Genomic DNA, 18,743 nt, shown 5'->3' with positions numbered 1-18,743 from the left:
GGCCCGCCACCCCGTCCTCCCACAAGGACGTGCGGCGAGTTGCTGAAGGGATTCTACCACAGGCCACATGACCGCACAACTGGCGAACGTGTCGGCGGTTGGGGGCGGGGGCTGAAGAAATAAAGTCTGTCTAACAGTTGGACCTTTCCGCGTGGGGGCAACACTGAAAGTCGCCAGGAAGGACCCGTGAAATCGTGCGGGCCGGGCGGCCGACGAATGCCGGCTAGCGGAGGCCACGGTCGCCGCTCGTGGTGTTCACGGCGACCGCTCTTTCGCGCAAACGACCGGGCCAGTCGGCTGCGAAATCAAGGCCGGCGGGAGAACCCGGACATGATCGGGTTCTCCCGCGTGAGCCCCCCGGCTGTTCGCTTCCGGCGCCTCACCTGAAACCCGGACATGATCGGGTTTTCGGCGTGCGACCCGCGTCTGCCCGAATCCCGGACATGTTCGGGATTCGAGGCCCTTCAGTCGCCGAGCGACCCGAGGGCGTACCGGGTGGCCAGCCGGGCGGACGCCGACCGCCGGCCCGGCACGCGGACGATCAGTTCGCCGGCCGCCACGAGTCCGGCCAAGAGTTCGGCCGCCCGCGTCTTTCCCAGCCCGGTCGCCGCCGCCGCCCCACGGGCCGACAGGTAGAACGTCCCGCCCGTCAGGCCGGCCAGCGAACGGCAAGCCAGTCGGAGTCGGTCCCGCGGGGGCACGTCCGCCCCACGGGCCGCCGCCAACGCGACCGCCGGCGGGGACCGGCTCGCCGGCGTGCGAACCCGCCCCCACGCGGCCCGGAAGTCCGCCCACGTCACCGCCCAGTCCTTCGTCCGGACGACCGGCTCCGCCCGCCGCCACCACGCCCGCACGACGCCAGCCCAGTGGCCCGCCGGGACGCCCGGCCGCACGTCGGCCAGCCGGCGGGCGAGCTCGAACAAGCGGCGGTGCCGTTCTCCGGCCCGCCGCGGCAGCGTCTTGAGGACCGCCTCCCGTTCCGCGGCCGGCAGCGACGCCCACCGCGCGTCCGGTCCGGGCGACCCGCCGGCCGCGTCCGAAACGCCCCGGGGCGGACACAAGAGATCTTTGTCTTTATCCGCCTTCCGGGCGGGTTGGGCCGCAGGTGTGAGGGCTGTGCGCGGCCGACCGGGCGACCGCGCCTTGTCCGCCCGGTCGGCCAGGAAACCGGTCGCCTCGACGGTCAGGAGCGGGAAGTCCGGGCGGGCCGGGTCGCCCCGCACCCAGGCGTACCGCACGCCCGACGGGTGGGCCGACGGCGGGAGCACGGCGTACCGCGTCGCGACGCACCGCAGGTCCCCGTCCCCCGGCCCGAAGTCGACGAACACCTCGGCCGGCAGGTAGCAGTACACGTGGAACCCCCGCCGCGTCCGGACCGTGGGCAGGGCGGCGGCCAGCCGCGGCCGGAGGCTCGCCCACCGGAAGTACGCCGCCGCCGCGTCGAAGTCCCGGCACGCCAGGCACCCGGCCGGCGGCCCGCCGGACGCCCGCCCGAGCAGCACCGCCAGCCCGGTCACCCGGTCCGGCCGGACGGCGAACAGGCGGCCGAGCTCCCGGTCCGTCGGCTTCCGCCGCTGGAGGGCCTTCCACCGGACCGTCGGCCGCTTGTCCGCGACGGCGTGCGACACCGGCAGGCACGCCCACCCCCACGACCGGTACCACAGGGCGGCCTGCAAGTAGTCCCTGGTCGTCAGGGCCGCCGTCACGCCCCGCCCCCCAGGCCGCCGACGGCGTCGAGCAGCACCCGCCGGCGGGCCACCAACTCCTGGAGTTCGCGGGCCTCCTCCGCCCGCTCCCGGCGGTACGCCCCGAGGTCGAGCACCGACTCGATGGCGTCCGTCACCAGCTGCTGCAGCCGGGCCGGCGGCAGGGCCTCCAGCTCGTACACCTGGCTGCCGTGCTTGCCGACGAAACCCTTGGCCCGGCTCGACGACCGCTTCACCTCCATGCTCGGCACCAGGCCGAATCGCCCGACCTGGTCCTCCGTCAGGGCCACCTTGAACGGGGTGATGTCGGGCACGTCGAACTCGTCCCGCAGGGACGCGCACAGCGTCTCCGCGATGTTCTCCCCCTCCGGGTCGAAGTCGCTGAGCACCAGCAGCACGAACCGCCGCTTGCCGGACGCCCGGAACCGCTCGGCCAGCTGGTACCGGGCGTCCAGCGACGGGTACCCGCGGCCGACGCAGTACGGCACCAGGTACGGGGCGGCCGCCCGCTCGACCGGCGTCTCGGCCGTCAGCTTCTCGACCAGCACCTCGACGTACGCCGGCTGGGACTGAAGGGGGTCCCGGGCGTACCCGCTCAGGAGCTTCGCCGTCGCCTCCCGGACGAACGCCTGGGCGTGGCCCCAGCTCCGCCACTGGGTGCTCGGCCGGGTGGTGTCCGAGATGGCGTCGAACGGCACCACCCCGGCCAGCCGGGCCCGGGTCAGCACGTCGCACAGGTCCTTGTACGACGCCAGGTCGTTGCGATACCGGCTGCCCGGCTTGCGGGCGTGCTTGAGCGGCGGGTCGTTGAGCAGCCGGTAGTGCACCTGGCGGTTGGACAGCGGCCAGTACTCCCGGTTCTCCTGGACCACCCGGATGACGGCGTCGAGCATCGGCCGCTTGGCCGCCGAGATGTCGTTCCGCCGGCGGGCCGCGGTCACGGCGATGGGGGCGATGTCGGCCGCGGCCACGCGGCGGCGGTAGGTGGCGTCCCGCTCGGCCTCGTACGCCTCGACCTCGAGGGCGGTGGTGTGCGGGTCGGCGTCGATGACGGCCTCCCGGATCTGCTCGTCGAACGTCTTCACCCGCTGCTGGTTGAACGTGCGGAGTAGGCGGACGAAGGCCGGGTCGGCGGACCAGATGGGGTACACGCGGACGGGCACCGGGTCGAACCCGGCCAGGCGGGCGGCCGCCCGCCGGCGGTGGCCGGACAGGACCACCCGGTCGAGAGTGACGACGATGGGCTCGAGCACGCCGCCGTCCCGGCCCATCGCTTCGGCCAAGGCGACGACGCCCGGGTCGTCGTCCCGGACCGGCCGGTACAGCCGGTCGTTGACGGCCGCCGGGGTCAGGCCCTCGAGGGCGGCCCACTCGACGGCCAGCGAGTGCACGATCGCGGCCGCCGGCCCGCCCCCGTCGTCGTCCGATTCTTCGCCCTCGTCGCATTCATCGTTCGCATCGACTTCGTCGTCTTCGTCGGTCATGGCGTCACCGGTGTTGACCCGGCCCGGCCGGGCGCGTGGGGTGGAAAAATGTTCAAGTCCGCTCACAGGCTACGGCGCAAGTGTAAATATGTCCATCAAAATTTTCGGGCCGATATTATCGCCGCGGGCCCGCGGTCGCAACCGGACCGAGGTGTGTGCGATGCGGGTGCGGAAACAGAGGGGTGCCGCGCGGGGAGGTGTGGGGCGCCGCCGGCGGGCGCCTGCGGCACACTCTATTCGTCGCCCGACTTGGGACGCCCGGCCGAACACGGCCCGCGGCCGTCCGAGCGGCGGGCCGCGGCCGGCCGGCCCAGGCGAGACTTTCCCGCTGTCGGCGGGACCCGTCAGCGGGCGGGGTCGGCGACGAGGGCCTTGAACGGCAAACCGTTCTTGAACTCGAGCACGTCGACCGTGCCGTCCCCGACCGCGTCGAACAACTCGAACAGCTCGACCCACTGCCGCTTCAGCCGGAAGTTCGCCAACGCCCGCTCCGGCCGGGGGTCGTTCTCCCCGCCCAGCTTGACCTCCCGGACGACCCGCGGCGGCGGGTCGAGGACCGGCTCCCCGCCGCGGACCGGGAGGTGCTCGACGCGGCCGAAGTTCCGCTCCTGGACCAATTCCACCAGGGCCCGCCGCGGCGCGGACAGACCCGCCTTGTCGCTCGCCACCATCACGCCACCCTCCCCGCCGGCCGCGACCTGATGCGGCCCACGACCTGATCATACCCCCGCCCCGAACGGCCCCGCCCCGGCGGACGCCCCGTGCCCGAACCGGACGCGGCGCCGGGGGCGGCCCCCCCGGCCACGCGCCGCGCCGACGGCGGGACCGGCGTCCGCGTGCTCCCCAGTCACCCGCCGTGCCGGCAACGCAACGCCCGCCACAATTTCCGCTGCCGCCCCCAGTCGAGGGCGGTGACGATCGGCTGCAGGTCGCGGAGGAGGATCGGGTCACGGCCGGTCGTCGTCCGCGGCAAGTGGAGCACCGCCTCCTGGATGTCCGGGGCGAGGCCCAACAGGTTCATGATCTGGCTGACCCGGGCCCGCGACACATCCCCCAGCTCCGCCAGGTCGGCGTATCGCTCCACCACGCCGTCGCGGATGAGTTCGTCGCACCGGATCGCGAGGGCCATCCACCGGGCGACCCGCGGCACCCGGCCCGGCGGCTGGCCCCGCCGCGGGTCGGGCCCCGGGAGCACTTCCTTCCGCGCCCCCCCGCCCCCGCCGGTCCACGTGCACGTCGCACTCCACGGTCAACACGCCGTTCTCACTCATGCCCGCATCCCCTCGCGTTTATCGGCCAGTTCCCGGGCGAGCGTCCGCACGCCGGCCGACCGGAACCGGATGGTCACCTTCCCCCGCCCGCCGTCGTACCCGACCGTCTCCACCAGCAGGTTGACCACCCGCGATTGCTCCCGCGGGTTGAGCGCCTCCCACACGGGGTCGAACACGGACAGGGCGGTCGCCGCGTCGTCGTCGGCGATGAGGTTCCGGCCGACGACGGCGAGCTGGTCGCGGATCGCCCGGCCGCGGCCCTCGACGGCCGCGATCCGCTCCTGGAGCTCGGCCAGGCGGCGGATGACCGGCTCGTTCCCGTTGCCGGGCCGCAGGAGGCCGGACAGGTGCCGGAGTTCGCCGTGCCAGCCCGTCAGGTCGCGCTCCAACGCCTTCTGCTCCTTCCCGAGTTCCCCCGTCCGGGCCTCGTCTTGGGCTCGGGCCTGGGCGAGGACCTCGCCGCGGAGGCGGGCGTCGGTGCCGATGGCCCGGACCTGGCGGAGGAGGACCTGTTCGATCGAGTGGGCGGGGACGGACTTGGCCGGGCACGTCTTCCACCCCTTCTTGGCGGCGGCCGTGCACGTGTAGTACCGGTAGCTCTTGGCCCCCTTGGTCGTGCTCGTCGGCGACATGGCGGCGTCGCACGCCGTGCACCGCAGAACGCCCTTGAGCAACGCGGCGGGGCCGCCGCGACTGAACCCGCCGCCCCGCCCGTTCCCGGCCAGGTGGGCCTGGACCCGCTGCCACACGGCCGGGTCGACGATCGCGGCGTGCTCGCCGGCGTGGACCTCGTCCTTGTACCGGACCTTGCCGACGTACACGGGGTTGGTGAGCAGGCCGTACAGGGACGTGCGGGTGAACGGGCCGCCGCCCTTGAACCCGCCCTTGCGGAGTTCCCACCGCTTGTTGGCCCACCCCCGCGACGCGAGTTCCTCGACGACGGGGAGGAGGGACCCGCGGTCGAGGTAGAGCCCGTAGACGGCCCGCACGCGGTCGGCCTCGGCGTCGTTGACGCGGAGTTTGAACCCGGCCGGGTCGACGTCGTACCCGAGGACGGGCCACCCGCCGGCCCACTTGCCCTTCCGCCGGGTGGCCGCGATCTTGTCGCGGGTGCGTTCGGAGACGATCTCCCGCTCGAACTGCGCGAAACTCAGCAGCACGTTCAGGACTAGCCGGCCCATGGAGCTGGCCGTGTTGAACTGCTGGGTGACGGACACGAACCCGACCTGATGCTGTTCGAACGTCCGCATCATCTCGGCGAAGTCGAGGAGGGACCGGGACAGGCGGTCGACCTTGTACACGACGACGCAGTGGACGCGGCCGGCGGCGATGTCGTGGAGGAGGCGGCGGAGGCCGGGGCGGTCGGTGTTGCCGCCGGTGAACCCGCCGTCGTCGTACCTCTCCGCGAGGCACGTCCACCCCTCGCCGGCCTGGCTGCGGACGTACGCCTCGCCGGCCTCCCGCTGGGCGTCCAGCGAGTTGAACTCCTGCTCGAGCCCTTCCTCGCTCGACTTCCGCGTGTAGATCGCGCACCGGACCACGGGCCGGGTGTCGGCGGCGGCCTTGGCTCGCTTCGTCATGCGTCACCGCCGTTCGTGAGTCGGAATAACAGGTACCCGTTGCAGTGGCTGCCGGTCACGGCCTTGGCGACGGCGGAGAGGGACGGGTAGACGAGGCCGGCGTGCTCGAACCCGTGCGTCAGCACCCGCACCTGGAGGGTCTGGCCCTTGTACGCGCGGGTGAGGACGGACCCCGGCGGGGGTAGTCGGCGGTCCGCCGGGAAGGGGAGCGTTGCGGCCTCGGGCTCGGCCGGGGCGGCGACCGGCGCGGGCGTCGCTCGCTTCGCCGGGATGGTCGTGCGGAGTTCGGCCCCGGCGGCCAACTCGGCCGCGCGTTGGCGGGCGCGGTCGGTCAGCCCGCCGTGGGCGTTGGCCTGGAGCTTCCAGGCGATCCGCTTGACGAGCCACGCCTTGTTCCGCGCGGCCGTCTCGTCGCCGAACGCCTCGGCGTACCGCCGCTGCAGGTCCTTCACCGTGAGCCGGGGCAGGGCGGCCAGTTGTTGCGCGATCGTCGGGTATGGGTCCATGGGGTCTCCTTCGTTGCGGGAATGGGGGTCGTCTCCGGTCCGTTAACCGGTGTGGACAGTGAGCCACGTGTCGGGATGAACTGCAACGGAAGAATCGCTCGATTTCGGGAGTATCTGCGGGGCAGAAGTGTGGCGGGGCGTGAGGGCGACTTTGTCGCGGAGGCGGATCAGGCCGCGGGCGAGGATGGCGGCGAGTTCGCGGAAGCGATCGTCCGGGGAAAAATGGGCGGGGTCGAGGTCGGGTCGCACGGGAACCTCCAGTGAGTGTTCCAGCAACCTCCGCGGCGCGGCCGGTGAGCTGACGGGGGCGAAGAAGGCCCCCTACCTAGTTAACGCGGTGTGCAAGTTTGGTGGGGCCGCGGCGGGGTCGGTATCGTGGAGTTGCCACACTCCCGCGCCGCCGGAGGACCCGCCGTGACCCTCAACGACTTTCTACTCCACGTCTTCGTCTTGGTCGATGACCTGTACCGCCAACTCGTTCGCACCCCGCTCCGGTCCCGCGGGCCACGGCACACGGCCATGACGGACCCCGAATTCATCACCATCGAGCTCGCCGGCGAGTTCCTCGGTCTCGACCACGACAAGGGGCTGTTCGCCCACTTCCGCCGGTACCACGCGGCCGAGTTCCCGGCCCTCGCCGGCGTCCACCGCACCACCTTCGCCCGCCAGGCCGCCAACCTGTTCGCCGTGAAGAAGCAACTCCACGCCCACTTGGCCGAGCGGCTGGCGGTCTGGGATCGCGTGTTCATCGTGGACAGCCTGCCCGTCCCCGCGTGTGCCTTCGGCCGGGCCAAGTCCTGCCGCCGGTTCGCCGGCGACGCGGCCTTCGGCTACGACCACACCCGCCGGAACACCATGTACGGGTTCCGGTTCCACGCCCGGGCCACCCCGACGGGCATCCTCGTGGCCTTCGACTTGGCTCCCGCCAACGTGTCCGACCAAGCGATGGTCGATCCACTCGGCCCGCCGCCCGGGTCGGCCGTCGTGGGCGACCGCAACTACTGGTCCCCGAAGGCCGCCGCCCGACTCGCCGAGCAAGGGGTGAAACTCGTCGCCCCGTTCCGCTCGAAGTCGAAGGATCCGGGCCCGAGGCGGTCGCGGCGGATCAGCCGGTTCCGGTGGATCATCGAGACGGCGTTCGGCCAACTGGCCGGACGCTTCCACATCGAGCGGACGTGGGCGCGGGACATTTGGCATCTGAGCCACCGGGTGATCCGCAAGGTCTTGGGCCACACGATCGCGGCCTGGCTGAACGTCACCGCCGGACGACCGCCGCTCGACTTCGACGGCCTCGTCACCGACAAAACTCGCACACCGCGTTACTTACTTCGCAAAACGGAGACGAAGAGGTGCGAGGAAGTGGCAAGAATTCTAAAATTGGGCGGCGAGCCCGGACGCGAACCGCGACGGGGTGATGCCGGACCGGGCCCGCCACTCGACCCCCGGACGAGGTCCCCGGCCGTGGCCGATGACTGGGGCGGTTCACACGGTCGCATTGGAGCGTTGCATACGGAGGCCGGAATTGGCGTTCGACACGGGCTTCGGGTACGAACTCCTCACCCCGACGAACCGCCTACCGACCCCACCCAGGTGCAGGTCGGCCGCCCGAGCGTCACCGCCCCCGGACTTCCCACGATCCCCGGCCACGACATTCTCCGTGAACTCGGTCGCGGCGGGATGGGCGTCGTGTACGAAGCGCGCCAGACGAAGCTCGACCGCGTCGTCGCCCTCAAGCTGATGATGGGCCGCGACCCGCTGAACACGGCCCGGTTCCTCGCCGAAGGGCAGGTCATCGCGACGGTGGAACATCCGCACGTCGTCGCGGTGTACGACTTCGGCGAGTCGAACGCCGGCCCCTTCCTCGCGATGGAGTACCTCCCCGGCGGCACGCTCTCGGACCGGCTCAAGGGCGGCACGGCTCCCGGTGCGGCGAGGAGACGGCGAAAGCCGTAAGCAGTGAGGCCCACCAGCTGACGGACTTCTATGCCGTCGAGGCAATGACAAAGATGAGGGAAGGGACGTTCGAGACCCATTCCCAGCCCGAAGAAGTTGCCCAATGCCAGTTAGTGCGCGATATCTTCGGCAACCCGTTCCGTCCCGGGACGTTCTCCCCGTCATGACTTACCCCGACCGCCGTCGGCCTCGCGGAAGGCATCTACGCCGACCGGGCGTTCGACCGGCTGCCGATCCTCGCCGACGCGCTGCAAGACGCGGGGTGCGAGGACGCCGACATCCTCGGCCACTGCCGCGGCGACGGGCCGCACGTCCGCGGGTGCTGGGTCGTCGATGGGGTGCTGGGGAAGGGGTGAAAGGGCGGGCGTGAGGAATCGTGTCCACCAACCGCTTGGCGATCACGACCGTGACCGTTCCGCGCGTCCGCCCGCGGGCATTCTTGGGCCATTCGAAGGCGGCACGCCACCGGGCGCGACCGCGCGGCCGTATGATAAAGGCGTGGGCCGATGGTCGGAACTTCCGCCACGACCCCGCCTCCGGAAAGTGTGCCATGTGTCCCATCCCGTGACCCCCGACTACGTCCCCACCCCTCACTGGCAGATCATTCTCGACGAACTTGAGACGAAACAGCGGTGGGCCGACGTGTGCGACAACCTCGCCCGCCGGAGCCCGCGGCCCCCGGCTGCGGTACCCTCGCCGTCGGCCGTTGCCCTCCCACCGTGCCCCAACCGCCCCGCGCCCTTCGATCGGCTCCCCTCGCCCCCCTAACCCGGCCCCGGTGCCCGTGTGATCGCCAAACCACCGGCGGCCCTTGAGCCGCCACATCTGCATGGCATTCCTTGCCCCGAGGCCCCCGTGAATCCCGCCGACCAGACCGCCCGACCGCCCGACCTGCACCGCGTCCTGGCGTACGTCGCCGACCTCGAAATGGAGGTCGGCCGCCTGCGGAAGCAGACCGGGTTCCTCCGGCAAGAGTTGGGCGACGGGCTGAAGCGCCTTCTGCCACGACCCGTCGCCGACGCCGGGCGGGCTGGAGAAGGCCGCCGCCGTGGTCGGCGGCCTGATCGGGACCCTCCGCGAGTTGCGCGACGCCCCGGCGTTCCACCCGGCGTTCGACCAGGTCGTGACGATCGCCGTCCGCCCGCTCCTGGAGAAGGTCTTCCGGTGGCAGCAACTGATGACCGGCCGGCCGAACGTCGCCCTCCGGTTGGACCTCGCGTGCGAGGCCGTGGACTGGTTCCCGGCCCGGCTGCGGAACGTCGTCGAGAACCTGTTCTCGAACGCCCTCCGGTACCGCGACCCGGTCAAGGCCGAGTCGTGGGTCCGGGTCGCGGTGGCGGCGCGGGCCGAGGACTACGAGGTCCGGGTGTCCGACAACGGGATGGGCCTTCCGGCGTGGCATTCGGCCGACGAGTTCGAACTCCTGTCCCGGGCCGCCCCCGTCCGCGACGCCGGCCTGGGCGTCGGCCTGCCCGTCGTGCGGTTGCTCCTCCGGCAGAGCGGGGGCACGATGACCGTCACGTCGGACGACGGCAAGGGGACCGAGGTCGTCATCACCTTGCCCCGGTACGACCGCGACGATTTTCTGACGCCTGCTCGCGAAGTTTTCCGAAACGGATCAAGGCGGGGCCCGGGTTGCCCTGCGGCTCCCGATGGGAGCCGGGTGATCGAATCTCGTCGGTGAAAGGACGTGTTTCATGGCCGGTGTTAACGTGGAAGTGACGGACCAGGCCGGAAAGCCGTCCCGGTTGCTCGACCGCGAGATGCGGCTCCGGGGGTTCTCGCACCGGCGGTCCGACGGACAGAACGGTGCCGTCGGCGTGTACCACACAGGGAACGTGAAGAGTGTTGGCCAAGCCCACCAGATGATGGCGAACCTCGGCGCGGAATCCGGCCAGCATTTCCGGTTCCGAGTGTACGCCGACGGCGACGTGGCGGCCGCCGGCGAAGGGGCCTGGGTCGAAGTGTAAGCCCATACCTCGGCAGTGTCCGGGGTAGTCTTGCGTACACGGACGGACGGGATTCCGTTGCAACTTCCGCCTTCGAACTCAGTTGGGCGGTGCAATTCGCTGGGGCGATCGGGTCGCGTTGCGGGAAGCGTTCGCGCGCCACGGGGCCGCGGCCGAGGTTCGGCTCGTTATCGACCGGGAAACCGGCCGCGCGATGAATTGGGCGGAACGCGACGTCCGCACGCTGGCGGTCAACGTCGCCAAGCCGAGGGGGAACCGAGACGGGGGGGCATCCGCCGCGACGGCTTCGGTCCCCGGTAGGCCGCCGAGAAGCGGGGAGGGTCCGGCCCGGCGACGGTACGACTCCACTTGACGCGGCAAGAGGGGCCGGCGATACTCCCCGGCCCCTCTTGCCGTCGTTGCGCTTCGTCGTCGGCCGGGCGGTCCCGAATCTGAGGACGACCGTGATCTCGCCGACCGACGTGCGGAAACTCGCCGCCGCCATCCAAGACCAGTTGTTCGCCGCCCAACGCGGGGCGGTACCCGTCCCGCGGTCGCGGTCCGTCCTCGCCTTCGGCCACGAGGGGTACGGACCGATGGCCCGGGAGGCGGTGGCGGCCTCGCGGGCGCTTCTCACGGCCGGCGGGTATTACCTCGGCACCGTGGTGACGGGCGGGGAGGACGGGTACACGTGGGCGTTCGAGGCCGTGCCCCCGCTCCGGGGAGTTGGCCCCCCGGCTGAGGCCGTGACGGGGTTCGTGTGGGCCGGGTGGGCCGCGACCCGGTCCGGCGACCCGTACAGCCCGCCGACCGAGGCGGCGTCCGCCGGCGCCCAGGCGGCCCTTGCCACGGAAGCCTGCTCCGGATTCGACGCCGACGCGGTGCTGGCGAGATAGCTGTCCGGCCATGGGCGGACGACGTGGATGCGCACCGCATGTCTCAGTTGCCCTCGGGATCACTTGCGGGCACGGTCGGGCCTCGCCTCCTGCTCCCTACTTTGCGAGAATTGCCATGGACCGCGCCTTCGTTCTGCTCATGCTAACCGCCCAACTCACCGCCGCCGAACCGCCACCGAAGGCCGTGGCGGGCGTCACGGCCTTGTATTTCCCGACGAAGGTCGGGGCGCAACGGGTGTACGCCGCCACGGCCGGCGGGAATACGATCGAGGAACGGTCTACGGTCACAGGGGTGGTCGAGAAGGACGGCGGCTGGCGGGTCACGGAAATGGATGACGGTATTTCTTCCAACCCCCTCGGGACCGACACCACGTACCTCGTGTCGGGAAGCGGCGTTACGCTTGTCGCCCGCGGGGGCAAGGACGTGACGGCTGCGCACCGGTGCTTGGTGCTTCCGGCGAAAGTCGGTGACACCTAGGCGTTTGACCCCGAAGGGCCGAACCGCGCGTTCGTCATCCCGAACCTCTCCATCACCTACACGGCGCGCGAAGAAGAAACCGTCGAACTTCCGGCGGGAACCTTTCAGGCCATCCCGGTCGATTCGAGCCGGGCGGCGGGGCCTCCGTTCACCGGGACGACGTGGTATGCCCCCGGGATCGGCGTCGTAAAAGCGGTGACCAACTTCGGCAGCCGGGAACGAACCACGGTTCTCAAATCTTTCATCCCCGGCCGGTGACGTCGCCCGGGCCGCCCTTTCCCTACCCACCGTCACGCCAACTCCGATCGGCGGTCGTCTCCGTGACCCTGCTTCACCGTCTGGTTTGCTCGTCCTTCCACCGCCGCCGGTGGCTCACCCTTCGGGCGACCAACCTGGACTACTCCGGCGAGTGGCGGCGAGAGTCGCGGCAGTGCGAGCGGTGCGGGCGGAAATGGACACGGGTGCGACACGCCCGGAAGGGCCGCTGATGTGACCGAACTGGCCACGGGCTTTTCGGTTCTCACGGCAGCTGCCGTTTCAAACCACGCGAGCGGTTTGCGACACGCACCCACGCACCCGATCGGCAGACACCATCGTCCTGGGCGTTGTTCATCGCCGCCTCGCCGCGTGGCCGTTCACCACGACGCCGGGCGAGAAGGGCGTGGAGTTCCTTCCTCGCGGCACCCGCCGTCTGGCGATCTAGTCGACCTTCCGACGGAACGCCCAGGTGGCCGTTAGGCCCCGCTCGGCCGGCCAGTGCTCGGCGACCAACTCCCAACCGTGTTCGCCAATCCGGTTCGGCAGCCGGACGCGGGCTCTCCCTTTATCCGCCTCCGGGGCCTTCAGGGCCTCGGCCAACTTGCCCCACCCGTCGCTCTCCACGGTCCCCGCCGCCGTACTCCCCCGCACCCCCGGTATCTCGCCCGGCCGACGACAGTTCGCCGTACTCCAACGTCGGGGCCGCCTTCGCCGCGGCCGGCGGCTGAGCGTTGAAGGAACTCCGTGAGGCCGAGCGGCGAGACCGGGCGAAACGCCACCGCCAACCGGAGCGTGAATCGGCCTGACTTTCTCATTTGAGAAAGTCCCGAGTCAAATTGTACGGATATTCATTTCCTTTCCCGTTCATCGTTTACGGCGTCGTCCTCCTCGTGCCCCGACCGACTTTCTCACGTTTTGAGAAAGTCGGCGGGATTGGGTAGGAGGGCCGACATGGACACCGCACCGACCACGCTACCCGATCCCCAACCCGGCGGACCCGCCGTTCTTGTTCTACTTCCTAATCGCGGCCCGTCAGCGCGGCGACCGGACGCTGGAGTCGTTCCCGCGGGACTGGCTCGCCGCGGCCGGCATCAAGGTCACGTTCGACCCGCAGCGATGGCCGAAGGTTCCGCCGGCCGCACGTCGCCCGCATCTGAAACTCCACACGGTCTAAACAGCGTCCTGATGCGACAAGCGGCGACGAACGGGCGAGAGGACCGAAGGCCGGACGAACGCAACGCCCTGCTCCGCGACCTGTGGCGACAGTAGGCCGAGTTACGCCTATCCGGTCGGTCGCCCGCACGACGGTACGGCAAATGCTCGATTCTCGCGGCCTTACCCTTCTCACCGCGAGTATCACCGATGAACTGTCCCCTCCGCGTCTTGTGCGTCGATGACAACCAAGACGCCGCCGTCTCGACGGCCGAGATGCTCGCACTCGAAGGGTTCGACGCCCGCGCCTGCCATGACGGCGACACCGCGCTCCGGGTGGCCGCGGAGTTCCACCCCGACGTGTGCCTCTTGGACCTGTCCATGCCGGGCATGAACGGCGTCAAACTCGGCCGCCGACTCCGGGCGGAACTCCCCGGCCCGGTGCGGGTCATCGTCGTGACGGCCATGTGGGACGTGGGCAGCAAAATGGCCACCAAGAACGCGGGGTTCGACGGCCACCTCGTCAAGCCGGTCGACCCCGATCGGTTGGTCTCCGTCCTCAAGGGGGAAGACGCGAGCGATCCCGCGAACCCCGGAACCCTTCCCGTCTGCGATCCGTAGACGGGGGGCCGAAGTCATCGACGGTTCACGCCGGACCGGTGGCGGTCGTTTGCAACAAACGGGACAGGTGGCCCATGACTTCGGCCGTGCCGGGCGGGACGGCCACGGGCTGGGTGTCGAAGTGGCAGAGGGTGCCGACGACGGTCCCGTTCCGGTCGTACAGGGGCACCCCGCAGTACGCTCGCACGGCGTGCTGCGACCCGTGGCCCATCACCCGCTCGTCGGCCGGGGCGTCCTCGATCAGGAACGGCCGGCCGCTCTCCCGGACGTACACGCAGTACGTCACCTCGACCGGGTAGTCGTCGCCCCGGTCCACGCCCGGATTCTCCCGGTCGTAGAAGTACAGGTTCCGGGCGTGCGACCCGGCGAACCGGTACAGGGCCGTGAAGCGGTGCCCACTGAGGCCGCTGAGGTGGACCAGGGCGGCGCGAACGCCCCCGGTCCGGAGGACGGCTTCCAGGCGAGCGGCGGGGGCGTCGGCCATGGTGCCGACATCCTATGCTACCGGCCAAAACTGGCCAACGCGGTAACACCCCATATCATTCCCCGCGCCGCCGTTCCCCGTCCCGCCCGTTGACCGGGAGCGCGGGGTCGGGTCGAGGAGACGAAGCAACACCGTGCGGAAGGCAAGTCGGAACACTTCTTCCTGAAACCGGTGGACACGGCAGAACTGCTGGCCGCGCTGGACGTGTGACCGCTGCGCGGGGGTGAATCGCAGCCTGTGCCCCGTACGCAAATCCGCTTCGACAGGCGATCTTCCCGCCCGGCGTGAGTTGCCCGCCGCTTGCGGGGCGTACTTCGCCCGCTCCATCGGGGCGTCGATCAGCAGAGCCAACTTGTGCCCTGTCTGCGGGCAGACGTAGACGCACGCGCCCCCCTCCCGCCACCCGACTTCCGGGAGGGATGATTCACCACCACCACCCGCTCACCGGACAATCGCGGATGCACACGGCCAATGCGAACTCTGTCTACTCATCCGGTGCCGGCTCATCACGTTCATGTCGAGCGGCCGCGTCATTGCGTGGTGTAACGCTGCGGTCCTCTGATCCGGCGTCGAACGTTTTCCACCCCAAGGGATCGCGGGGGATCGCGCGAGTGGCACACGTCGCAGATACACGAGGCTATGGACTTGTTTCCCGGACAGACGTGGGGCGACGCATTCGCGCGTCGCTCCGCCTGAGCGTACATGGCGAGGAGAATAATTCGATATTTATTAGATGCTTTAATTGTATGGCGGCGGCCTCTCGCTTCTGGGACAATCAAGACGTCGGCGGCTCGCACTTCGCCCGCTGATCTGCGTTTCAAGTCCGACATAGCCCGGCCGCAGAACATCTACGTTCCAACACCGGATAAGCCACATGACCGTCACGGTCCCTTCTACCCTCGACCTCACGGCGATCGCGGCCATGAGCGCACTGCTCACCGGGGTACAGTCCGTTTACTACCGTCAGCACCCCGGAAAGCTGGCGGCCGATGCGTACGCGATTGCCGCGGCCATGCGAGACCACACCGGGACGGACGCTTCGCCGGGGACGCCTCCGCTCGCCACGTTTCCCCGCAGTGCTTGACCGTACTCTCGCGATCCGAACGCCAGCACGCCGACGTCACGGCGGGCGACGAGTACTCGGTCGTCGATCTGGCGACCGACACAGGGGGCGGAGCGTCCGCCTGAACGTCCCCCGCCGGTCATGGCTCTTTCGCCCGTGCACTTACAAATCGGTCGATTGGGGTAGATCATCGCCATACGAGCGATTCACCTCCTGGCGTGCGTTGTCTTTCACCGGTTCCACTGGTACACCCAGCACGCCAACGAGTGGGGCTCCTTCGGGGTCGTGCGCCACGAGCACCGGTGCTGCCGGGGGTGCAGCCGCCGGTGGGGGCGGTTCCGGGCGATCGAAGGGGCCGCGGCCTAGGTTCAACTAGCCCGTGATCGGGACACCGTCAGCGAACGAATAGCGAGGGGGAGTTATGGCGAGCAAAGAGAACCGGTGGGAACTGGACGAGAAGGTCACGGCCTTGGTCGCGACCCGGTTCGGCGGGGACTACCGGGCGGCGTTCGCCCACTACGACGGGAACGGGGACCGGGGTGGTCAGCAAGGACGAGTTGAAGGCGTTGCTGGCGGACGCGGGGATCGGTAGTGGCCTGACGCGGTGGGCGTGGGCGAACGGGATCATTGAGGCGGTGGACGCGAACCGCGACGGCGTGATCGACTGGGCCGAGTTCGAGGCCGTGTTCCGAGCGGCCGGCGGGTAACGCTACGAGATCGGCCTCCTTCGGCCGTCACACTCCGCACACGGGGACCGACCATGACGATGTCGCAGATCGACGAACTGGCGGCCCGGGCGATGCAGGGGCTGCTGAGCGGGCCGGCCGTGGAGAAGATCCGGACGGCACCAACCCACCTCTTGGCCAAAGAGGCGTACGCGATCGCCGACGCGATGGTCGAAGAGAAGAAGCGGCGGGAGCAGGTGAAGATGCCGGCGGGCGACGATGGAGCGGACTGACCGGCTGCCCACTCAGAAACCGCGCCCATCGATAAGAGTGCTATGGCCGGGCATCGGCAAGAACAGCCGCGAAAGCGTGGTGGATAGCGTTGGGCCGGTCGTTTCGTTTGTGAGTATACTCCGACATGAGGTGAGAGAATTACAAGTTCGGCGGCGAAGGGATCGCGGGTGGGCAGTTGGGGACCGGAGCCGTGGGCCAACGACACCGCCTCGGAGTGGTACGACGACCTGTTCGAGCAGACCGGCTTCGTCCTGCGGGTCGATGGGGCGCTGCGGCGGGATGTTGCCGAGGACGCGGAGACGGTTCGGGCGGCGGCGTACCTGGTGGTGGCCCTGGCCCGGGGGACCGTCTGGCCCGGGGATCGCCGGGCCGTCCTGGAGCTGGCGGCGTCCAAGCTGCAGGAGATGGTCGACCGGGAGGACGAACTGGACCTGCCCGACCACCACTTGGACCGGGTGCGGGAGGAGTTGCAGGTGCTGCAGGACCGCTTGGCCGGCGGCCGCGGGTGAGTCATCCAAGACGCCGAACCAGCGACTGTGTTCGTTGTCAGGCCGTCGTAGCCATTTTTCCGTCCCATGCGCGGCCGTCGCGGATCACGGCGTTGGCGATCACCAGCAGCTTGCGGGCGACGGCGATCAACGCCACCTTCGACGGCTTCCCTTTGCCCTTCAACCGCTGGGCGAAGTCCCGCAGCGGCCCGGGCACGCGGGCGACGGCGAGCGCCCCCATGTAGAGCGCCCGGCGGACCTCCCTCCGGCCGCCGCGGATGTGCCGCTCGCCCCGCCGCCGGCCGCTAGCGGCGGCGAACGGGGCCAACCCGGCCAGGGCGACGAGCTTGGCCGGCGGCCGGGTGCCGAGCTCCGGCAGGTCGGCCGAGAGGGCCCGGCTGACGACCGGCCCGACGCCGGGGATGGACCGCAGCCGCCGGTCCCGCTCCCGCCACGCCGGGGTGCGGCGGACGATGGCGGCCACCTCGGCATCGATGTCGTCGGCTTGTGCGTCCAGCCCGGCCACGTGCGCTTCAATCCCGCGACGGATGGCGGCGGGAAGGCCCGGCCGGACTCGGTTGCCCTCGGCCGCCCGCATGCCGAGCAGTTGCCGGCGGCGGTCCAGAAGGCCGCGCGTCGCGCCCGATCGGCGTCCGGCGGGGCGGCCGGGGGCGGGCCGGCGACGGCCGCGAAGTGGGCGAGCACGGCCGCGAAGTGGGCGAGCACGGCCGCGTCGATGGGGTCCGTCTTGGCGTGCTGGCCGATGCCGGAGGCGAACCGGCGATCGCGCCGCGGGTTGACGACGGCGGCCGGAACTCCGGCCGCCAGGGCGTCGGCCTCGTACCCGCCGGTCGCCTCCAGCGCGACCAGCGTCGGGATCAGCCGCCGGACGCGGGCGACCAGGTCGGCGATGCCGGCCGAATCGTTGCGAACCCGGAAGCGGTCGCCCGGCCGGACGGCCACGGCCAGGAAATCCTTCGACACGTCGATCCCGACGGTGATGGGGTCGGCCATGTGCCCTCCTCCGAAAAATCCCGGCCGTGCCCAGTCTCGCGAATCCGGCCTCGGGGGCGGGTGACTGTTCGGGCTTGAGCCGGGATGGGTCGGGGGCGGCGGTCAAGCTGGTTCACGGCCTCGGGGCCGGATAGCGGGCGACCTACCGCCCCCGGAAAAGTGGCCGCGAATGCGAAGGGAAGATACAAGGTGGCGTGTTTTCAAGTGGCGATTCTACGCCCCCGGTTTGGGTCGAACGTCTTACCGCTCTTGAGCACACTACCCGATTGAACCGTGGCTCTCTCTATAATCGTGCCAACTCGGTTGGTTCGTGCAGACGAACATCACTTCCCAGGGCCTTGACCCACGGTCATCGGTGAGGTCCAATGTCGTGCCGGTGGTCTCAAGGCGTACGGAGGAGCGACGTGCCCGCAAGCATTTACGTCTACTGCCCGGCCGGGAAGGATGGCCTTGGTCGCGCCGATCTGGAAGAGGCGATGGAGGAGTTCTTCGGGGCCGCGGACGAGCACTGTGGGGCGGGCAGCGGCAAGGCGGGGTTCCATCTGGATTACGAGTTGGAGGACGACGAAGATCCGCACGCTTGGGCTGATCGGCTCAAACCATTCCTTGCCCGTATCGGTGTGCGGCCGGATTCCACGTTCGGTGTATTCCCCGACGGATGGGAGCCGGGCCAAGCGTGGCGGCGGGTGGAGGTGTTCGGGGAGGACCGGCGGCGGACCGATCACCCCAGCAAGTAAGGCGCGCCGAACCAATCGCTTCGGGCACGGCCGGACTTTGCCCCCTTGCTCGGCCAGAACCGTCGCTGCCCGCACATCGTCCTCGCCCTCGCCCCGTCCGGGGGGTTAACGTCAGGGATCGACACCCGCTCGAGTTCACCGTTC

24 protein-coding genes and 2 pseudogenes are annotated in these 18,743 nt (G+C 70.2%); 14 read left to right on the top strand and 12 right to left on the bottom strand.

Annotated elements, in window-relative coordinates; all coding sequences use genetic code 11:
• Window positions 1–464 precede the first annotated feature (464 nt).
• The 7 genes from PX52LOC_RS37310 to PX52LOC_RS37280 all read right to left on the bottom strand — a co-directional run bounded on the left by PX52LOC_RS37310 (window position 465) and on the right by PX52LOC_RS37280 (window position 6,796).
• Window positions 465–1,706, bottom strand: a complete 1,242-nt coding sequence (locus tag PX52LOC_RS37310) for a bifunctional DNA primase/polymerase (RefSeq protein WP_149114849.1) — start codon at window positions 1,704–1,706, stop codon at window positions 465–467.
• Window positions 1,703–3,190, bottom strand: coding sequence for a ParB N-terminal domain-containing protein (locus PX52LOC_RS37305; RefSeq protein ID WP_149114770.1), 1,488 nt, complete (start codon window positions 3,188–3,190; stop codon window positions 1,703–1,705). The genes PX52LOC_RS37310 and PX52LOC_RS37305 overlap by 4 nt, the downstream gene beginning before the upstream one ends.
• A gap of 344 nt (window positions 3,191–3,534) precedes the next feature.
• The gene (locus PX52LOC_RS37300) at window positions 3,535–3,861 is read right to left on the bottom strand and encodes an EF-hand domain-containing protein (RefSeq protein WP_149114769.1); all 327 of its coding nucleotides are present in this window, start codon (window positions 3,859–3,861) and stop codon (window positions 3,535–3,537) included.
• Between the two features lie 176 nt (window positions 3,862–4,037).
• The gene (locus PX52LOC_RS37295) at window positions 4,038–4,385 is read right to left on the bottom strand and encodes a hypothetical protein (RefSeq protein WP_218575224.1); all 348 of its coding nucleotides are present in this window, start codon (window positions 4,383–4,385) and stop codon (window positions 4,038–4,040) included.
• A 72-nt stretch (window positions 4,386–4,457) separates the two neighbouring features.
• Window positions 4,458–6,041: a recombinase family protein gene (locus PX52LOC_RS37290; RefSeq protein WP_149114848.1), complete on the bottom strand. Its 1,584-nt coding sequence runs from the start codon at window positions 6,039–6,041 to the stop codon at window positions 4,458–4,460.
• Window positions 6,038–6,547 (bottom strand): DUF2924 domain-containing protein, encoded by a 510-nt coding sequence (locus tag PX52LOC_RS37285; protein WP_149114766.1) that lies wholly within the window; start codon window positions 6,545–6,547, stop codon window positions 6,038–6,040. The genes PX52LOC_RS37290 and PX52LOC_RS37285 overlap by 4 nt, the downstream gene beginning before the upstream one ends.
• Before the next feature lie 42 nt (window positions 6,548–6,589).
• Window positions 6,590–6,796 (bottom strand): hypothetical protein, encoded by a 207-nt coding sequence (locus tag PX52LOC_RS37280; RefSeq protein WP_149114765.1) that lies wholly within the window; start codon window positions 6,794–6,796, stop codon window positions 6,590–6,592.
• A 165-nt stretch (window positions 6,797–6,961) separates the two neighbouring features.
• On the opposite strand from PX52LOC_RS37280, the pseudogene PX52LOC_RS44460 reads away from it, so the two are divergent.
• Both PX52LOC_RS44460 and PX52LOC_RS44455 read left to right on the top strand, forming a co-directional pair.
• Window positions 6,962–7,849 (top strand): annotated as a pseudogene (locus PX52LOC_RS44460) (IS982 family transposase); the annotation flags it as partial.
• Between the two features lie 57 nt (window positions 7,850–7,906).
• Entirely contained in the window at window positions 7,907–8,500 is a 594-nt protein-coding gene (locus PX52LOC_RS44455; RefSeq protein WP_449280339.1) for a protein kinase domain-containing protein, read from the top strand.
• 161 nt (window positions 8,501–8,661) lie between these two features.
• Here PX52LOC_RS44455 and PX52LOC_RS41415 read toward each other — a convergent pair whose 3' ends face one another.
• The gene (locus PX52LOC_RS41415; RefSeq protein WP_168219445.1) at window positions 8,662–8,811 is read right to left on the bottom strand and encodes a hypothetical protein; all 150 of its coding nucleotides are present in this window, start codon (window positions 8,809–8,811) and stop codon (window positions 8,662–8,664) included.
• 737 nt (window positions 8,812–9,548) lie between these two features.
• Here PX52LOC_RS41415 and PX52LOC_RS37265 point away from each other — a divergent pair.
• From PX52LOC_RS37265 to PX52LOC_RS41410, 5 genes are all read left to right on the top strand, one after another.
• A complete protein-coding gene (locus PX52LOC_RS37265; protein WP_149114846.1) occupies window positions 9,549–10,184 on the top strand; it encodes a sensor histidine kinase in 636 nt (211 codons plus the stop codon).
• A gap of 13 nt (window positions 10,185–10,197) precedes the next feature.
• Entirely contained in the window at window positions 10,198–10,470 is a 273-nt protein-coding gene (locus PX52LOC_RS37260) for a hypothetical protein (protein ID WP_149114845.1), read from the top strand.
• A 443-nt stretch (window positions 10,471–10,913) separates the two neighbouring features.
• Entirely contained in the window at window positions 10,914–11,345 is a 432-nt protein-coding gene (locus tag PX52LOC_RS37250) for a hypothetical protein (RefSeq protein ID WP_149114844.1), read from the top strand.
• A 115-nt stretch (window positions 11,346–11,460) separates the two neighbouring features.
• Window positions 11,461–11,823 carry a hypothetical protein gene (locus PX52LOC_RS37245; RefSeq protein ID WP_149114843.1) on the top strand — a complete coding sequence of 121 codons (363 nt, stop codon included), beginning with the start codon at window positions 11,461–11,463 and terminating at the stop codon, window positions 11,821–11,823.
• Window positions 11,824–12,143: 320 nt separating this feature from the next.
• Window positions 12,144–12,311: a hypothetical protein gene (locus tag PX52LOC_RS41410; RefSeq protein ID WP_168219444.1), complete on the top strand. Its 168-nt coding sequence runs from the start codon at window positions 12,144–12,146 to the stop codon at window positions 12,309–12,311.
• Window positions 12,312–12,522: 211 nt separating this feature from the next.
• Here the strand turns inward: PX52LOC_RS41410 and PX52LOC_RS37240 are convergent, their stop codons facing one another.
• Complete coding sequence (locus PX52LOC_RS37240; RefSeq protein ID WP_149114842.1) at window positions 12,523–12,732, bottom strand: hypothetical protein; 210 nt, start codon at window positions 12,730–12,732, stop codon at window positions 12,523–12,525.
• 355 nt (window positions 12,733–13,087) lie between these two features.
• Here PX52LOC_RS37240 and PX52LOC_RS41405 point away from each other — a divergent pair, with 355 nt between their 5' ends.
• Together PX52LOC_RS41405 and PX52LOC_RS37235 are read left to right on the top strand one after the other, a co-directional pair.
• A complete protein-coding gene (locus tag PX52LOC_RS41405; protein WP_168219443.1) occupies window positions 13,088–13,255 on the top strand; it encodes a hypothetical protein in 168 nt (55 codons plus the stop codon).
• Window positions 13,256–13,443: 188 nt separating this feature from the next.
• A complete protein-coding gene (locus tag PX52LOC_RS37235; protein WP_149114841.1) occupies window positions 13,444–13,854 on the top strand; it encodes a response regulator in 411 nt (136 codons plus the stop codon).
• A 25-nt stretch (window positions 13,855–13,879) separates the two neighbouring features.
• Here the strand turns inward: PX52LOC_RS37235 and PX52LOC_RS37230 are convergent, their stop codons facing one another.
• Window positions 13,880–14,338: a GAF domain-containing protein gene (locus tag PX52LOC_RS37230; protein WP_149114840.1), complete on the bottom strand. Its 459-nt coding sequence runs from the start codon at window positions 14,336–14,338 to the stop codon at window positions 13,880–13,882.
• 874 nt (window positions 14,339–15,212) lie between these two features.
• Between PX52LOC_RS37230 and PX52LOC_RS37225 the strand changes: the two genes are divergently transcribed.
• The 4 genes from PX52LOC_RS37225 to PX52LOC_RS37210 all read left to right on the top strand — a co-directional run bounded on the left by PX52LOC_RS37225 (window position 15,213) and on the right by PX52LOC_RS37210 (window position 16,869).
• Window positions 15,213–15,422 carry a hypothetical protein gene (locus PX52LOC_RS37225; protein WP_149114839.1) on the top strand — a complete coding sequence of 70 codons (210 nt, stop codon included), beginning with the start codon at window positions 15,213–15,215 and terminating at the stop codon, window positions 15,420–15,422.
• A 518-nt stretch (window positions 15,423–15,940) separates the two neighbouring features.
• Window positions 15,941–16,108: an EF-hand domain-containing protein gene (locus PX52LOC_RS43105; RefSeq protein WP_246173580.1), complete on the top strand. Its 168-nt coding sequence runs from the start codon at window positions 15,941–15,943 to the stop codon at window positions 16,106–16,108.
• A 53-nt stretch (window positions 16,109–16,161) separates the two neighbouring features.
• Window positions 16,162–16,359: a hypothetical protein gene (locus PX52LOC_RS37215; RefSeq protein WP_149114838.1), complete on the top strand. Its 198-nt coding sequence runs from the start codon at window positions 16,162–16,164 to the stop codon at window positions 16,357–16,359.
• A gap of 168 nt (window positions 16,360–16,527) precedes the next feature.
• A complete protein-coding gene (locus PX52LOC_RS37210; RefSeq protein WP_149114837.1) occupies window positions 16,528–16,869 on the top strand; it encodes a hypothetical protein in 342 nt (113 codons plus the stop codon).
• A 37-nt stretch (window positions 16,870–16,906) separates the two neighbouring features.
• Here PX52LOC_RS37210 and PX52LOC_RS44295 read toward each other — a convergent pair whose 3' ends face one another.
• Complete coding sequence (locus PX52LOC_RS44295; RefSeq protein ID WP_390636297.1) at window positions 16,907–17,374, bottom strand: transposase; 468 nt, start codon at window positions 17,372–17,374, stop codon at window positions 16,907–16,909.
• 239 nt (window positions 17,375–17,613) lie between these two features.
• Window positions 17,614–17,862: pseudogene (locus PX52LOC_RS44290) on the bottom strand (IS110 family transposase); the annotation flags it as partial.
• 404 nt (window positions 17,863–18,266) lie between these two features.
• Here PX52LOC_RS44290 and PX52LOC_RS37200 point away from each other — a divergent pair.
• On the top strand, window positions 18,267–18,599 hold the full coding sequence (locus PX52LOC_RS37200) for a hypothetical protein (RefSeq protein ID WP_149114836.1): 333 nt from the start codon (window positions 18,267–18,269) through the stop codon (window positions 18,597–18,599).
• Window positions 18,600–18,743 lie beyond the last annotated feature (144 nt).

The organism is Limnoglobus roseus (assembly GCF_008254045.1).
Classification (GTDB): domain Bacteria; phylum Planctomycetota; class Planctomycetia; order Gemmatales; family Gemmataceae; genus Limnoglobus; species Limnoglobus roseus.
The sequence above is the reverse complement of the archived record's forward strand: the minus strand, read 5'-3'. Positions and strand labels throughout refer to the sequence as shown.

Coding starts and splice junctions, on each gene's coding strand:
- PX52LOC_RS37300 (WP_149114769.1), bottom strand. CDS start 3,861: ATGGTGGCGAGCGACAAGGCGGGTCTGTCCGCGCCGCGGCGGGCCCTG.
- PX52LOC_RS37285 (WP_149114766.1), bottom strand. CDS start 6,547: ATGGACCCATACCCGACGATCGCGCAACAACTGGCCGCCCTGCCCCGG.
- PX52LOC_RS37230 (WP_149114840.1), bottom strand. CDS start 14,338: ATGGCCGACGCCCCCGCCGCTCGCCTGGAAGCCGTCCTCCGGACCGGG.
- PX52LOC_RS37235 (WP_149114841.1), top strand. CDS start 13,444: ATGAACTGTCCCCTCCGCGTCTTGTGCGTCGATGACAACCAAGACGCC.
- PX52LOC_RS37305 (WP_149114770.1), bottom strand. CDS start 3,190: ATGACCGACGAAGACGACGAAGTCGATGCGAACGATGAATGCGACGAG.
- PX52LOC_RS37245 (WP_149114843.1), top strand. CDS start 11,461: ATGGACCGCGCCTTCGTTCTGCTCATGCTAACCGCCCAACTCACCGCC.
- PX52LOC_RS37290 (WP_149114848.1), bottom strand. CDS start 6,041: ATGACGAAGCGAGCCAAGGCCGCCGCCGACACCCGGCCCGTGGTCCGG.
- PX52LOC_RS37215 (WP_149114838.1), top strand. CDS start 16,162: ATGACGATGTCGCAGATCGACGAACTGGCGGCCCGGGCGATGCAGGGG.
- PX52LOC_RS37260 (WP_149114845.1), top strand. CDS start 10,198: ATGGCCGGTGTTAACGTGGAAGTGACGGACCAGGCCGGAAAGCCGTCC.
- PX52LOC_RS37225 (WP_149114839.1), top strand. CDS start 15,213: ATGACCGTCACGGTCCCTTCTACCCTCGACCTCACGGCGATCGCGGCC.